Annotated in this window: 12 protein-coding genes; 8 read left to right on the forward strand and 4 right to left on the reverse strand. The window is 59.3% G+C overall.

The genetic code is table 11. The features are described 5' to 3' along the window. The first annotated feature begins 14 nt into the window (after positions 1–14). The 5 genes from ptsP (at position 15) to AC2FFH_RS15420 (ending at position 7513) form a co-directional block, all read left to right on the forward strand. Entirely contained in the window at positions 15–2258 is a 2244-nt protein-coding gene (gene ptsP, locus AC2FFH_RS15400) for a phosphoenolpyruvate--protein phosphotransferase (protein ID WP_109313424.1), read from the forward strand. A 117-nt stretch (positions 2259–2375) separates the two neighbouring features. Next, positions 2376–3821 (forward strand): glucose-6-phosphate dehydrogenase, encoded by a 1446-nt coding sequence (gene zwf, locus AC2FFH_RS15405; protein WP_496844723.1) that lies wholly within the window; start codon positions 2376–2378, stop codon positions 3819–3821. Positions 3822–3823: 2 nt separating this feature from the next. After that, positions 3824–5629 carry a phosphogluconate dehydratase gene (edd, locus tag AC2FFH_RS15410; RefSeq protein ID WP_496844724.1) on the forward strand — a complete coding sequence of 602 codons (1806 nt, stop codon included), beginning with the start codon at positions 3824–3826 and terminating at the stop codon, positions 5627–5629. Between the two features lie 3 nt (positions 5630–5632). Beyond that, positions 5633–6265 carry a bifunctional 4-hydroxy-2-oxoglutarate aldolase/2-dehydro-3-deoxy-phosphogluconate aldolase gene (locus AC2FFH_RS15415; RefSeq protein WP_496844725.1) on the forward strand — a complete coding sequence of 211 codons (633 nt, stop codon included), beginning with the start codon at positions 5633–5635 and terminating at the stop codon, positions 6263–6265. Between the two features lie 51 nt (positions 6266–6316). Next, on the forward strand, positions 6317–7513 hold the full coding sequence (locus AC2FFH_RS15420; RefSeq protein ID WP_496844726.1) for a pyridoxal-phosphate-dependent aminotransferase family protein: 1197 nt from the start codon (positions 6317–6319) through the stop codon (positions 7511–7513). Here AC2FFH_RS15420 and AC2FFH_RS15425 read toward each other — a convergent pair. Next, a complete protein-coding gene (locus AC2FFH_RS15425) occupies positions 7510–8610 on the reverse strand; it encodes a pyridoxal phosphate-dependent aminotransferase (protein WP_496844727.1) in 1101 nt (366 codons plus the stop codon). The genes AC2FFH_RS15420 and AC2FFH_RS15425 overlap by 4 nt on opposite strands. Positions 8611–8705: 95 nt before the next feature. On the opposite strand from AC2FFH_RS15425, the gene AC2FFH_RS15430 reads away from it, so the two are divergent. From AC2FFH_RS15430 to AC2FFH_RS15440, 3 genes are all read left to right on the forward strand, one after another. Then, entirely contained in the window at positions 8706–9776 is a 1071-nt protein-coding gene (locus AC2FFH_RS15430; protein ID WP_496844728.1) for an SMP-30/gluconolactonase/LRE family protein, read from the forward strand. Between the two features lie 65 nt (positions 9777–9841). Beyond that, a complete protein-coding gene (locus AC2FFH_RS15435) occupies positions 9842–10624 on the forward strand; it encodes a crotonase/enoyl-CoA hydratase family protein (protein WP_496844729.1) in 783 nt (260 codons plus the stop codon). Continuing rightward, entirely contained in the window at positions 10621–10812 is a 192-nt protein-coding gene (locus tag AC2FFH_RS15440) for a hypothetical protein (RefSeq protein ID WP_496844730.1), read from the forward strand. The genes AC2FFH_RS15435 and AC2FFH_RS15440 overlap by 4 nt, the downstream gene beginning before the upstream one ends. A gap of 176 nt (positions 10813–10988) precedes the next feature. On the opposite strand, the gene AC2FFH_RS15445 is transcribed toward AC2FFH_RS15440, so the two are convergent. From AC2FFH_RS15445 to AC2FFH_RS15455, 3 genes are all read right to left on the reverse strand, one after another. Further along, the gene (locus tag AC2FFH_RS15445; protein WP_496726024.1) at positions 10989–11321 is read right to left on the reverse strand and encodes a DnaJ family domain-containing protein; all 333 of its coding nucleotides are present in this window, start codon (positions 11319–11321) and stop codon (positions 10989–10991) included. Between the two features lie 39 nt (positions 11322–11360). Then, positions 11361–12524 carry a benzoate/H(+) symporter BenE family transporter gene (locus tag AC2FFH_RS15450; RefSeq protein ID WP_496768183.1) on the reverse strand — a complete coding sequence of 388 codons (1164 nt, stop codon included), beginning with the start codon at positions 12522–12524 and terminating at the stop codon, positions 11361–11363. A gap of 139 nt (positions 12525–12663) precedes the next feature. Then, positions 12664–15819 carry a valine--tRNA ligase gene (locus AC2FFH_RS15455; protein WP_496768186.1) on the reverse strand — a complete coding sequence of 1052 codons (3156 nt, stop codon included), beginning with the start codon at positions 15817–15819 and terminating at the stop codon, positions 12664–12666. Positions 15820–15835: the final 16 nt, after the last annotated feature.

A 15835-nucleotide genomic window follows, 5' to 3' on the forward strand; every position in this document is an offset into this window, starting at 1 on the left:
AATTTGGGTGGGATATGGCGGAAGGCACCGAAACAGAATCCCGCAAGCTGCTGGGGCGGCTGCGCGAAGAGATGGCGAGCGAAGCCGCCGGTCAGGAACGTCTTGACCGGATCACGCATCTGATCGCGGATAGTATCCGGGCCGAGGTGTGCTCGATCTATCTGTTCCGGGATGCCGATACACTTGAGCTTTGCGCGACCGAAGGGTTGTCGCCAGAGGCGGTTCACAAAACGCGTATGCGGTTGGGTGAAGGCCTCGTGGGTCATGTCGCGCAATCCGGCAAGGTCGTGAACACCGCCGACGCGCCTTCGACCAAAGGGTTTCGGTATATGCCGGAAACTGGTGAGGAAAGATTCTCGTCTTTTATTGGGGTGCCGATCCAGCGTTTGGGTGAAAAGCTGGGCGTATTGGTCGTTCAATCTCGTGACGCGCGTTTGTATTCCGCTGACGAGGTCTACGCGCTGGAAGTGGTCGCCATGGTCTTGGCCGAAATGACCGAGCTTGGCGCCTTTGTAGGCGAGGGCGCTGCCCTTTCACCTCGGCACCAGCAATCAGTGCAATTTGAAGGAGGCCCGGCACAGGAAGGAGCTGCCGAAGGGCATGTCTGGTTGCATGAACCCCGTGTTGTCGTCACCAACCCGATTGCCGACGATCCCCACCGCGAACGCGAACGTCTGAACGAGGCCGTGGATGAACTGCGCGTGGGCGTCGACAAGATGCTTGAGATTTCGCAGGGCGGTGACAAGGAGCAATTGCAGGTACTGGAAGCATACCGGATGTTTGCCAATTCCAAGGGCTGGATGCGCCGCATGGAAGAGGACATTGCCCTGGGCCTTAGCGCCGAAGCGGCGGTTGAGAAAGAACAATCGCAAGCCCGCGCCCGGATGGGGCAGGTCACCGACCCCTATCTGCGTGAACGGCTGGCAGATCTGGATGATCTCAGCAACCGGCTGCTGCGCATCTTGACCGGGCAGGGGGGTACCAACGGGGCCGACCTGCCACCCGATCCGATCCTGGTTGCCCGAAACATCGGACCTGGGGATCTGTTGGAATATGGCCGCTCGTTGAAAGGGATCGTTCTTGAAGAAGGCTCAGTCGGTAGCCACGCAACGATTGTGGCCCGTGCCCTGGCAATTCCACTGGTGGTTCACGTTGGGCACATCACAACCGAGGCATTGAACGGAGATCATATTCTGGTCGATGGCGATCAGGGCATGGTCCAACTGCGCCCGGAAGATACGGTTGTCTCCGCGTTTCGCGATAAAATCGCCATGCAGGCCAAAGCGCAGGAACGCTATGCCTCGATCCGCGATACTCCGACAGTGACGCGCGATGGTGAGCGGATCAATCTGGTTATGAACGCGGGCCTGATGGCCGATCTGCCGTCGCTGGGAAATTCCGGGGCCGAGGGTGTGGGCCTGTTCCGCACCGAGCTTCAGTTCCTGATCCGCAATCAGATGCCCAAGCGGTCCGAGCTTGTGACACAGTATCAACGCGTAATGGATGCTGCTGGCGACATGCGCGTTGTGTTCCGCACACTGGATATCGGGTCGGATAAAGTGCTTCCCTATATGAAGCACGTCGAAGAGCCGAACCCGGCTTTGGGCTGGCGCGCTATTCGCGTTGGTCTGGACAAACGCGGCGTGATGCGGATGCAGCTGCAGGCCCTGATGCGCGCAGCCAATGGGCGGCCTTTAACAATCATGTTCCCGTTTGTGGCGCAGGCCGAAGAATACCGCGAAGCACGTTGGGAAGTGAACAAGACCATCGAACGCGAAAAGCGTCTTGGTCATGTGCTGCCAGAATCGATCGAAGTTGGCGCAATGCTGGAAACGCCATCTCTCGCCTTTGCCCCGCAGAAGTTCTTTGACGAGGTGGATTTCGTCTCGATCGGGGGCAACGACCTGAAACAGTTCTTTTTTGCCGCTGACCGCGAAAACGAGCTGGTGCGCCGACGTTATGACACGCTGAACGTCAGCTTCCTGACCTTCATCGAACGGATTGTCGAGCGCTGCAATATCTCGAACACGCCGTTGTCTTTCTGTGGCGAGGATGCCGGGCGACCGGTTGAGGCACTGTGTCTGGCAGCCATGGGTATTCGGACCTTGTCAATGCGCCCGGCGTCGATTGGCCCGGTCAAAAGCGTGTTGTTGCGTGCCGACCTGCAGTCACTGCGTAAGATCATTGCCGACGCCCGTCATCGCGGAGACCAATCGGTTCGATCCTCGGTAATGGAGTGGTTGCGGAATCAGGGTTGATTTTCCAGTTGTGCTTCCCTATTCAGTGCCTGAATGTTAGCGGTAACAATGCTTGCATCACAAGGACCAGTGATAACTGCGCCTAAGTGATGCCAGCAGATTTGAAGGAGCCCATAGATGGTTTCACGCGTAATCCCGGTAGACCCGTTCGATCTGGTGCTATTCGGCGCGACCGGTGATCTGGCGCAGCGCAAGATCTTACCCGGGCTCTATCATCGGTTCGAAGTCGGTCAGATGCCCGAAGACGCAAAGATTATCGGCACAGCGCGGTCCGACATGGACAGCGACGGGTTCCGGGACCAAATACGCGCCTCGATGAAAGAATTTGCGCCTGCATTCAAAAAGGACGTTCTGGATCAGTTTCTAAGCCATGTTGAATATGTTCCCGTTGACGCAATGGGAAATTCTGGCTGGAAAGATCTTGCCAACACCTTGCGTCCTGACGTGGTACGCGCCTTCTACCTGTCAGTTGGTCCCAGCCTTTTCTCGGGCATCGCAAAACGGCTGAGCGATCATGGTTTGGCGACCCCTGACAGCCGTATCGTGGTCGAAAAACCCTTTGGCCACGACCTCGCGTCAGCCCGGGCGCTGAACTCCGGGCTGCGAGCCTGCTTTGAAGAGCACCAGATATATCGGATCGACCACTATTTGGGAAAGGAAACGGTGCAGAACCTGATGGCGCTGCGCTTTGCAAATTCCCTGTTCGAACCTCTCTGGAACGCGACACATGTCGATCACGTTCAAATTACCGTGGCCGAGACTGTTGGCGTCGAAGGGCGCGGGGCCTATTACGATCAGTCCGGTGCGATGCGGGATATGGTGCAGAACCACCTTGTTCAGCTTCTGTGTCTGACTGCGATGGAACCTCCGTCCAAATTTTCGCCCAACGCCGTGCGGGACGAGAAGGTCAAGGTGATCGAGGCGCTGGAGCCTGTTGCGCCGTCTGACATCGCACGCGGTCAATATCGTTCGAGCAAGGGCGGCGACGGTTACTTGGATCATGTTGGTAACCCCGCAAGCCGCACCGAAAGCTACATCGCTCTTAAGGCCCATATCGGCAACTGGCGCTGGGCGGGCGTACCATTCTATCTGCGAACCGGAAAACGCCTGCGTGCCCGCGAATCCGAAATCGCGGTGTTTTTCCGGGATCCGCCGCATACGATCTTTCCCAATGTCGGCCCGCTGCACGGCAATGTGCTGGTGATCCGCCTGCAACCGGACGAGGGCATCACACTGCGCACCACGATCAAAGAACCGGGGCAAGGCGGCTTCCGCTTGTCCGACGTGGCGCTGGACATGAGCTTTGCCGATGCACTGGGTGATGAGGCCCAGTCGCCGGACGCTTATGAACGACTGATCATGGATGTCATTCGTGGCGACCAAACACTGTTCATGCGCGGGGACGAGGCAGAGGCCGCCTGGGCCTGGGTTGATCCCATTATTCACAGTTGGGAAGAGCGTGGAGATCGCCCTGCGAAATATGATCAGGGCAGTTCCGGCCCAGAAGAAGCGCTGATGCTGATGCATCGCGATGGGCGCCGCTGGCGTCAGATCGGAGGGTAATCATGGTACATTCAGTCATCACCGACGTCACTCAACGCATCATCGACCGCAGCGCCGAACTGCGCGGCCCGCATATTGAACGTATGGAACATGCCCGGTCTAAGGGACCGGCGCGCGCGCATTTGTCTTGCAGCGGCCAAGCCCACGCCTATGCCGGTGCGGGTAAGGATCAGCAAGCTATGGCCACTGATACGGCCGGTAATCTGGGCATCGTCACCGCCTATAACGACATGCTTTCCGCCCACCAGCCGTTCGAGCGTTATCCCGGCCTGATCCGCGATGCGATCCGAGCCGCAGGTGGCACCGCACAAGTTGCGGGTGGCGTGCCAGCCATGTGTGACGGGGTCACCCAAGGCGAGGCGGGGATGGAGTTGTCTCTGTTTTCCCGCGACGTGATTGCCCTGGCGACCGGAGTGGCGCTGAGCCACAACACCTACGACGCGGCCGTTTTCCTGGGCGTCTGTGATAAAATCGTGCCCGGTCTGGTCATTGGTGCACAGGCGTTCGGACATCTGCCCGCTGTTTTCCTGCCAGCAGGACCGATGACCAGCGGTCTGCCCAACGATGAAAAAGCCAAGATTCGCCAGAAATTTGCCGCAGGAGAGATCGGCCGCGACGAACTCATGGCCGCTGAAATGGCCGCGTATCACGGACCGGGCACTTGTACTTTTTATGGCACCGCGAACACCAATCAGATGCTGATGGAATTCATGGGCCTGCACCTGCCGGGCTCCAGCTTTGTGAATCCCAACACGCCTCTGCGGGACGCACTGACCGAAGAAGGCGCGCGCCGCGCCCTGTCGCTGAGTGCGCTGGGCAACCACTATACACCAGTCTATCAGGTTTTGGATGAGCGGGCGTTTGTGAACGGCATCGTGGGTCTGATGGCCACGGGTGGGTCGACCAACCTGCTGATCCATCTGATCGCAATGGCGCGCGCAGGTGGTATCGTGTTGGATTGGCAGGATTTTTCTGACATTTCCGCCGTGGTGCCTTTGGTTGCGCGGGTTTATCCGAACGGTCTGGCAGATGTGAACCACTTCCACGCAGCGGGTGGTCTTGGGTACTGCATTGGAACGCTACTGGAAGACGGGCTGCTGCACCCCGACACTCTAACCGTCGCGGGGCAGGGGCTGCAGAATTATACCAAAGAACCGAAGCTGAAGAACGGTGAGCTGGTTTGGGAAGACGGAGCTGGCCACAGCCTGAACGAAAAAATCGTCCGCCCGGCGAAAGACCCGTTCCAACCCACTGGTGGGTTGTCGCGCCTGACTGGCAATTTGGGCACCGGCGTGATGAAGGTTTCGGCCGTCGCCCCGGAACATCAGGTTGTCGAAGCACCTGTACGCATGTTCCATGATCAGGATGAGGCGAAAGCCGCGTTCAAGGCTGGAGAGTTCACAGGCGACGTCATCGTTGTTGTCCGGTTCCAGGGACCCAAAGCAAATGGCATGCCCGAGCTACACTCGCTGACGCCGATCCTGTCGATCTTGCAGGGCCGTGGGCAAAAGGTGGCGCTTGTAACCGATGGTCGTATGTCCGGCGCGTCCGGAAAAGTCCCTGCGGCGATCCATGTCTGCCCCGAGGCGCTCGATGGTGGGCCGATCGCTTACCTGCAGGATGGCGACATCTTGCGCGTCGATGCGGTGAAGGGTGAGTTGGAGATTGTCACCCCCGGGGTTCTGGACCGTGCGCCTGCCACTGCTGATCTGTCGGCCAACCAACACGGCGTGGGGCGTGACCTGTTCGCTACCTTCCGCCAAAATGTCGGATCAGCAGACACCGGCGCCAGTATTTTCGGAGTTTGACCCATGTCCAAAACCCAACGCACGCGTGAAATCTGCGCACTTGCGCCCATTGTTCCTGTCCTTGTCGTCGATGATGCGGCTCAGGCGCGACCATTGGCAGAGGCGCTTGTCGCAGGTGGCCTCCCCGCGCTTGAGGTTACTCTGCGTACACCCGCCGCGCTGGACGCGATCCGCGCGATGGCGGATGTGCCGGGCGGCGTCGTCGGCGCAGGAACTTTGGTGACGCCCGAAGATGTGCGCGCCGCGAAAGAGGCAGGCGCGCAATTCGGGGTCTCGCCCGGTGCCACCGACATTCTGATCGCGGCTTGCGAGGCCGAAGGCCTGCCCTTGTTGCCCGGCGCCGCCACAGCCAGTGAGGCGATGTGTCTGTTGGAAAAGGGCTATGACATGCTCAAGTTCTTCCCGGCCGAAGCATCGGGTGGTGCACCGGCGTTGAAGGCGATCGGCGCACCGTTGCCGCAAATCAAGTTTTGCCCGACCGGTGGTGTGTCCCCCGAAAATGCAAAGGATTACCTGTCCTTGTCCAATGTGGTCTGCGCGGGCGGAAGCTGGGTTGCGCCGAAAAAGATGGTCATTGATGGGGATTGGGCCGGTATCGAAAACCTTGCGCGCGCGGCCTCCGAGCTGATGGATTGACGCCGCTTAAAGCTGCGCTAGGGTGGGCGTCAATTCATACAGGTTGATCCCATGACAAACTCCATTTCCCTGGCGCAAGGGCGCGAATATCTGGCGATTCCAGGACCTTCGGTCATTCCAGACGCGGTGTTGCAAGCCATGCACCGCCCGTCACCGAATATCTACGAAGGCGAGCTGATCGAGATGATGCCGTCGCTGACCCGCGATCTGTGTCGCGTGGCGCGGACCGAGCATAATGTTGCTATCTATATCTCTAACGGCCACGGAACGTGGGAAGCCGCGCTGTCCAACGTCATCGCACCCGGTGAAACGGTTCTAGCCCCCGCATCTGGCCGATTTACCCATGGCTGGGCCGAGATGGCCGAGGGTATCGGCGCCAAGGTTCAATTGATCGACTTCGGCTCGTCCTCGGCGTGGGATTTTGACCGTATTGCCGAGGCATTGCGTGACGACAAAGCCCACATGATCAAGGCGGTACTGGCCGTTCATGTGGACACGTCAAGCTCAATCCGGAACGACATTCCAGCACTACGCGCCTTGTTGGACGATCTGGACCACCCGGCGCTTTTGATGGCGGATTGCATTGCCTCGCTGGGGTGTGACCGGTTCGAAATGGATGCCTGGGGCGTCGACGTCACAGTTACGGCCTGTCAGAAGGGGCTGATGACACCCGCTGGCACCGGATTCGTGTTTTTCAATGACAAAGCACAGGCCAAACGGGCCGCTATGCCACGTGTTTCGCAGTATTGGGACTGGCAGCCACGATCCAACCCCGAGCTGTTCTATCAGTATTTCAACGGCACCGCGCCAACCCATCACCTCTACGGTTTGCGTTCGGCGCTGGACATGATCCATGCCGAGGGGATGGAGCAGGTTTGGGCGCGTCACGAACGCCTAGCTAAGGCGATCTGGGAAGCGTGTGAAATTTGGGCGCAAGGTGGCGCACTGCATCTGAATGTCGCTGATCGTCTACATCGCAGCCACGCAGTCACCGCCTTGCGACTGACCGAGGGGCGCGGCACGCCGTTGCGCAAGTTCACTGAAAACCAACTGGGGTTGACCCTTGGTATTGGTCTGGGGATGGACGACTGGGACGGATGCTTCCGCCTTGGCCATATGGGTCACGTCAACGGCCAGATGGTTATGGCTACGTTGGGCGGTGTGGAAACAGCGATGGCCGCGCTGGATATCCCTCGCGGCAAAGGCGCGTTAGAAGCTGCAGCTGCGGTGCTTGCGTCGACGGCCTAACGCCGCGCCTCGGCAAGCGCTTTTGGCAATGCTGTGGCAAAGGCATCCAGATCGGCTGCCTCGCCACAGCTGACGCGGATGCAGCGATTTTGCGGCGCGGCAAAGGGCATTCGCACGAAAATGCCCTGCGTGACCAATGAGTCCAGAACCGCCTTGGCAAAGGCTCCATCCTTCCCGCAATCAATGGCAACGAAGTTGGTGGCCGAGGGCAAGGGAGCTAACCCACTCTCTCGTGCAATATGGCCAATCCGGTCACGCGCTTCGGTAATCTTGGTCTGAACATGATTTAGCCACTCGGCATCATTCAGTGCGGCCAGCGCACCGGCCTGCGCGGCTCGGTTCATTCCGAAATGGTTGCGCACCTTATTGAAGGCTGAAATCAGGCCGGGTGCGCCGATGGCATAGCCAACCCGCGCGCCCGCCATGCCGTACACCTTGGAAAAAGTTCGCATCCGGATCACCCGCGGATCGTCTGCTGCCACAGGGGCGGCGGTGCCTTCAGGCGCACATTCCACATAGGCCTCGTCCAATACAAGCAAGCACCCGTCGGGCAGATCGTCTAGCGCCGCCACGACATCCGCTCCGGAATGCCAGCTACCCATCGGGTTGTCAGGATTGGCCAGATACACCAGCGTGGCATCCACTTCACGTGCCTTGGCAAACAGCGCCGCCGGGTCCTCGTGGTCGTCGCGATACGGCACTTTGTGGAGCGTTCCGCCGAACCCTGCCACATGGTAGTTGAAGGTCGGGTATGCCCCATCTGAGGTGACAACCGCGTCTCCGGATCCGACCAGTAGCCGCACCAGGTAACACAACAGTCCGTCAATGCCTTCGCCAACCACGATGTTTTCCGACCCGACTCCATGGTGATCCGCCAATGCCACGCGCAGATCGTGGTTTTCCGGATCGCCATACATCCAGATCCCCGTTTCTGCCATTGCCGCTATGGCGCGCGGTGAAGGTCCAAACACGCTTTCATTTGCGCCTAGCCGCGCCACAAAAGGCGCGCCGCGCTGGCGTTCCTGCGTTTCGGGGCCAACAAACGGCACGGTTGCAGGCAGGGATTGGGCAAGCGGGGTATAGCGTGGCTCTGTCATGGGGGCAGATAAACGTAAGGTCATACGACAGGCAAGCTTGCGTTGCAGGATGCTGCTCCGCATTGTTCGCGTAACGATTAAAGGGAGGAGCGCGCATGCGCATTGTTTTGGGCTTGTTGATTGTCGGCCTCGCCTATCTGGTTTTCTGGCCGGTCCCGGTTCAACCGGTGGCATGGACCCCACCCGAAGCACCGGGTTTCACTGGTGACTTTGCGGAGAACAATGCGTTGGACCAGCTGGAGCTGATCTCGTTGCCTGACGGTGAGATAGGCCCCGAGGATATTGCGATCCTGCCTGACGGGTCCGTGTACACGACCAGTTTATCTGGGGCGCTGTACCGAATAGACGGTGAAGCCCCGGTGAAAGTTGACGACCTCGGTGGTCGTCCCTTGGGCCTGACGGTCGGTCCGGATGGGGTGCTTTACATAGCCGACAGCTTCCGCGGCATCATGCGATGGACCGGCCCCGGTACGCTGCAGCCAGTGGTGTCCGAGATAAACGGCGCGCCGGTGATCTATGCAAATCAATTGGACGTGGCGAAGAACGGGACGATCTATTTCTCAAACTCGTCCGATCGGTTCGATCCCGAAACGATGGGCGGGACCAAACCGACTTCGGTACTGACCATCTGGGAGCAATCGGACACAGGTTACGTTGCCCGCCACGCGCCCGATGGCACGACCGAGAAACTGGCCGAAGGCTTTGTCTATACGAACGGCGTCGCGTTGTCGCCGGGTGAGGATTTTCTGCTGATCGCCGAAACCGGGCGCGCCCGGGTGCACAAGCTTTGGCTGACAGGCCCAAAGGCCGGGCAGCAAGAGGTCCTGATGGACAATCTCCCTGGCTATCCCGACAACATCGAGGCACAGGGCGATGGTACGTATTGGATGGCCTTTGCCAGCCCGCGCGTGGCGAGCGAGGCACTGATGCCGTACCCATTCCTGCGCAAGGTGATCTGGCGACTGGGGCCGACGGTGCGGCCTGCGCCGATCCATCGCGGGATGATGGTGCAGTTTGACGGCGACGGGAACATCTTGCAGACCTTGCAAGACCCCGGCGGTCGGCTGGGCATTACCACGGGTGGCAAGATAGCCGGGGAATATTTTTATGTCATGACACTGGATTCGCCCTGGTTCGGGCGCATGCCTGCGGCAAATCTGCCCTAACGTTGAGGTGGAACTGTCCGGACCTTCCGGGCATGGTACCCCAAACCGGAATTGAGAGGCCTGAGATGTCACGCGTATCCGTTGAATACAAAGATCACATCGCGCACGTAACTTTGACGCGCGGCGAAAAGATGAATGCGCTGGATGATGCGATGATAAAGGCCATCATTTCTGCGGGGCAGGAGGTGGCAGCCTCGGATGCGCGCGCGGTGGTGCTATCGGGTGAAGGCAAAAGCTTTTGCGCGGGTCTGGACATGGCCAGCTTTGCGAGCATGGCGCAAACGGACCCGACCGAATGGTTGATGACCCGCAGCCACAAGGACGCCAATGAGGTGCAGGAAGTTGCCCTGGTTTGGCAACGCGTGCCCGTTCCCGTCATTTGTGCCATTCAGGGTGTTGCTTATGGCGGCGGTTTGCAACTTGCGTTGGGCGCAGACATTCGTATTGCACACCCCGATTCAAAACTTGCCGTGATGGAGATGAAATGGGGCCTGATCCCCGACATGGGCGGGATGGTTCTGTTGCCCAAGCTGGTCCGGTCGGACGTCTTACGCCTGTTGACCTATTCGGCCCGCCCCATCGGTGCCGCGCAGGCAGCGGATTGGGGGCTGGTTACCAAGCTGTCGGATGACCCGCTGACCGAGGCATTGGCCTTGGCTGAGGACATCGCGGGCCAAAGTCCTTCGGCCATCCGCGCGGCCAAGCGCCTGATCGAGGTTGCGGAAGCCAAACCCCGCACAGAGGTGCTGCTGGAAGAGTCGTCAGAGCAGGCCGAGCTGATCGGCAAACCCGACCAGATTGAGGTCATTGCGGCGAATTTGCAAGGTCGCAAGCCAGAGTTCAAATGATTTGGCCATCTGTCACACGGTTAATCCTGTACGCCAAGGATATCGACAAGATGGTGCATTTCTATGAGACGCATTTTGGTTATGCTGCCCGCCAACTCGAAGGGGACCGGATTGTAGAGCTTGTGCCGGACGAAAACGGCTTGCGCTTGTTGTTGCATCCGGCCAGCAAGGCCGCCCGGCAGGGGTAAGCAGCGGTCAAAATTGTTTTTGATGTCGTGGACGTTGCTGGGTTTTGCAGACAAGCCGCGCAGCACGGGCTGAAATTTGGTTCGATCCACACGGCGGACGGCTACAGTTTCGCGAATGCCAAGGATCCGTCGGGAAACTCGATTTCCGTGTCAAGCAAGGCATTTACGCCCGGCAATTAACGCATAAAAGCCCGTCGTGCATCGCGGGCCATATTGTATCTCATCTCAAGCTCGGCGATCTTAGCCATAGTCACCTTACGCTCGTCAGCGTCGGACTGCGACGCATAGGTTTTGCGCGCGGCATCCAACTCTTTCTTGATGCTGAACTCTTCGGGAAGAACGCCTGCTTGCGCCATGATCCGATGACCGGCGGCGACGGCCGGATCGGTCTGTGCCTCGGACGAACGGTCAGGCAGCGGCTGGCCTTCGCCCTCCAGCCCCTCTAACTGACCTTCGGCTCGCGCCTTTTTGATCTGGCGTTCGACCAGTTTTCCGAGCGATCCAAACATAGGTTCATACTACTCGACCAGCACAGCGGGGGAAAGCTGTCATCTGGATCGGTTGGTAACCAGATAGGCGATACCACCTGCGGCCAAACCCCAGACTGCAGCGCCCAGGCCGAAGACGGTGATTCCTGATGCGGTTATGGCGAATGTCAGAATCGCCGCTTCGCGTTCGGCGGGAACTTCTAATGCAGCAAAGGTCGCATTTGCCATCACACCGATCAGGGCAATGCCGGTCAGAGTGCCCATGAGCAATGGGTCGGCGTGGGCCGCGAACCCGGTGATCGCCACGGCAAAGACGCCAAAGACGCAGTAAAATAGGCCTGCCATAACCGCTGACCAGTAACGCTGGTTCGGGTCCGGGTAGCTGTCTTCGTTTGAACACATCGCAGCGGTAATCGCGGCAAGGCACGTGGCCGGAGCGCCAAAGGGGGCAGACAGAATACTGGCTCCTCCGACGGCTGAGAACAACTTGCCAGCAATTGGCGCATACCCAAAGCTGCGCATGACGGCGATGCCGGGTATGTTTTGCGTAGCCATGGTGACGATGAACAGCGGGATGCTGATCCCGATCGCCGATGCGACCGAGAATGTTGGAATGGTCCAGACAGGGGCGGCGACCAGATGTTCGGGCTGGACCGAACCGTCAACGGCGTTCAATACAACGACGATTGCCGCGGTAACCACTGCGGCAGGAACTGCGATCAACCGATTGATCCGCCCGGCGATAAACCACGTCAGAATGACCGGCAGCGCTTGCCAGGGCAGCTCAACTGCCGCCTTGAAGGGAATGATGCACAAGGGCAGCAAAACCCCGCCCAGCATGGCCTGCGCAAGTGTTGTCGGGATAGCGGCCGCAAGCCGTCCAAGTGGACGCCACATTCCGGCAACAACCGTCAGGGCTCCGGCGCAAAGAAATGCACCAACCGAATCAGAAAACCCGACCAATGGGGTCGCCGAAACCGCCAGAAGGGCGGCACCGGGTGTTGACCATGCCACGCTGATCGGCTGCCGGTACCAAAGGCTGACCACGATCGCCGTCACACCCATTGCAACTGCTGCCATCATCAAACCGGATGCAGCCTCAGCTTCTGAAGCACCCATTGAAACAAGGCCCTGCAGCACAATCGGGAAAGAGCTGAAAAACCCTACGACCGCCACCACAAGCCCGGTCGAAATTGTCTGCACAGGAGGGAAAGGGCGCGCCATGAAGTCCTCGGAGCTGTCTGCAGAACTTGCTAACAATTGGAAGCGGATGAAAACAAGTTGAAATGCGTCACCGCATAACAAAAACCCGCCGAGCAAACGGCGGGTTTGGGGAATTCGAGAACCTACAAAAAGAGGAAAATCAGGCGATCTCGGCCAGACGGGCCAGCGCCTCGTCCAGTTTCGCCTCTTCCTCTTCGCGGGCGGCAAGGTTGGCTTTGGCTTCCGCGACAACCTCTTCCGGGGCCGAGGCCACGAATTTCGGGTTGTTCAGACGCCCGCGCAGACCGCCCAGTTCCTTGGCCAGTTTGCCCTTGGCTTTCTCCAGCCGTTCCTTTTCCGCGCCAATGTCGATGATATCCGCCAATGGTAGGCCGAAAGATGCGCCGGGGGCGGCAATCGAGATCGTACCTTTAGGCAGCTCATCCGCTTTGGTCAGGCTGTCGATCCGCGCCAGACGTTTAATCAGCGCCTCGTTGCGGTCCCACGCGGCTTGGCCATTGGCGTCGATCTCGGTCACCAGCATCGGCACATAGAGGCCGGCTGGAACCCGCATCTGTGCACGGGCCGAGCGGGTGTTTTCGATCACCGAGATCACCCAGTTCATCTCGCGATCCGCATCCGCGTCGATCAGGTCGACCGCAGAATAGGTTGGCCAATCGGCGTGGACGGCCATTTTGGCGCGGTCGCCGGTCAAGCCCCACAGCTCTTCGGTGATGAACGGCATGATCGGGTGCAGCAGGACCATGCATTGGTCCAGAACCCAACGCATCGTGGCGCGGGTTTCGGCCTGAGCCTCGGCATCGTCCCCTTGCAGCAGTGGCTTGGACAGCTCCACGTACCAGTCGCAAACCTTACCCCAGACAAAGGCATAAAGCCCGTTGGCCGCGTCGTTGAAGCGATAGCTTTCCAGCGCCGCGTCGACCTCTTCCCGCACACGTGCGGTTTCGCCGATGATCCAGCGGTTCACCGCAGCTTTGGGCTTCAGGTCAGCCACGTTCAGTTGAGGAACGGCGTCGGTGAAGACCTCGTTCATCTCGGCAAAGCGGACAGCATTCCACAGCTTGGTGCCAAAATTGCGATAGCCGGTGATGCGTTCACGGGACAGCTTCAGCACACCGCCAATTGCTGCCATCGAGGCGTTGGTGAACCGTAGCGCGTCGGCGCCGAATTCGTCCACGATCTCAAGCGGGTCGATGACGTTGCCGGTGGTCTTGGACATCTTCTTGCCCTTCTCGTCGCGAACGAGCTGGTGCAGGTAGACGGTATGGAACGGTATCTCGTTTACCACGGCCAGTTGCATCATCATCATCCGGGCGACCCAGAAGAACAGGATATCTGCGCCGGTGATGAGCACATCAGTCGGGAAATAGCGCTCCATCTCTTCGGTCTGTTCGGGCCATCCCAGCGTGCCGATCGGCCAGAGGCCGGAGGAGAACCAGGTGTCGAGGACGTCGGGGTCGCGCCAGACCGGATAGATCAGATTGGTTGGGTCTTGTTCGACCGCATACTGAGCGAGACTTTCAGCAAACCGATGGATCGCCTCGTGTTTGTCTGAAACTTCAACAACAGATGCGTGGCTCAGCGGGCTGGGAATGTTGGCGTTGTCGTCCAGGAATTTCTCGGTGACTGCATCCAAGCTGGTTGCGCATTCCATGACATTGCCACGGTGCAGCATGCCACCTTCATTCAGCAACCGGCCCAGTTCAACCAGATCCAGGTCACCATCATCTTCGTCATCGATGAAGTCTTCTGCGGACAGGTCGAGACCATACCAAACCGGTATCTGGTGCCCCCACCACAACTGGCGCGAGATGCACCAGGGCTCGATGTTTTCCAGCCAGTGGTAATAGGTCTTCTCGCCCGACTCAGGGATGATCTTGACCGTGCCGTCCTTAACCGCATCCAGCGCGGGGCCGACGATCTTTTCGGCATCCACGAACCACTGATCGGTGAACATTGGCTCGATCACAACTTTCGAGCGGTCGCCGAAGGGCTGCATAATCGGCTTGCTCTCGACCAGCGGCACCAGTGCAGACGGGTCGTCATCTTCGCCCAGCTTGGTGCCCAGAACCGGGTCATCCGCACGGGTCATCACAGCCAGACCGTCGGCGTTGATCTCTTCGACCACTTTCGCGCGCGCCTCGAACCGGTCGAGACCCCGCAGATGGTCGGGAACGAGGTTAATCGCGTCGATCTCGTTCTCGGTGAACGCGCGACCACGTGCGTATTCCTGCGCCTTGTCCGCCTCTTCGGCGTAAGGCGCGCCATCTGCCCGCATCGCACCTTTGGTGTCCATCAGGCGGTACATCGGAATGCCGCCGCGCTTGGCGACCATGTTGTCGTTAAAGTCATGCGCGCCAGTGATCTTCACCGCGCCCGAGCCGAAATCGGGATCGGGGTAGTCATCGGTGATGATCGGAATCTGGCGGCGATGCTCTTTCGGACCAACCGGGATTTCGCAGAGTTTCCCAACGATTGGCGCATACCGTTCATCCGACGGATGAACGGCCACCGCGCCGTCGCCCAGCATGGTTTCAGGGCGGGTCGTGGCGATCGAGATGTAATCGCGCTCCTCTTCGAGGATGACGTTCCCATCCTCGTCCTTTTCGACGTAGGTATAGGTCTCACCACCAGCCAGAGGGTACTTGAAGTGCCACATATGACCGGGCGTCTCAATATTCTCGACCTCAAGGTCCGAGATCGCGGTCTCAAAATGCGGATCCCAGTTGACCAGCCGCTTGCCGCGATAGATCAGGCCCTTTTCGTACATATCGACGAAGACCTTGATGACGGCATCGTGGAAGTTGGCCGAGTTCTCGTGCCCGGTCCGCGGATCACGCGGTGCGCCCGCCATGGTAAAGGCGTTTCGCGACCAGTCGCAGGATGAGCCGAGACGTTTCAGCTGCTCGATGATCGTGCCGCCGTATTCGCCCTTCCATTCCCAAACCTTGTCAAGAAACGCCTCACGTCCCAGCTCGTTTCGGCTGGGCTGTTGGGTGGCGGCCAGCATCTTTTCCACCTGCATCTGGGTGGCGATACCGGCATGGTCCTGACCGGGCTGCCAAAGCGTGTCGAAGCCGCGCATCCGGTGCCAGCGGGTCAGGATATCCTGCAAGGTGTTGTTGAACGCGTGGCCCACATGCAATGCGCCCGTTACGTTGGGCGGCGGGATCATGATGGTAAAGCTTTCGTCGCGCGATCTGTTCGCGCCTGCCTTGAAGGCCCCGGCCTGTTCCCAGGCCTCATAAATGCGGGCCTCGGCCTCGGCCGCGTTGAATGTCTTTTCCATCGCCATAGGATGCGTCCTGCGT

The organism is Ruegeria sp. YTSC003, from assembly GCF_059609785.1.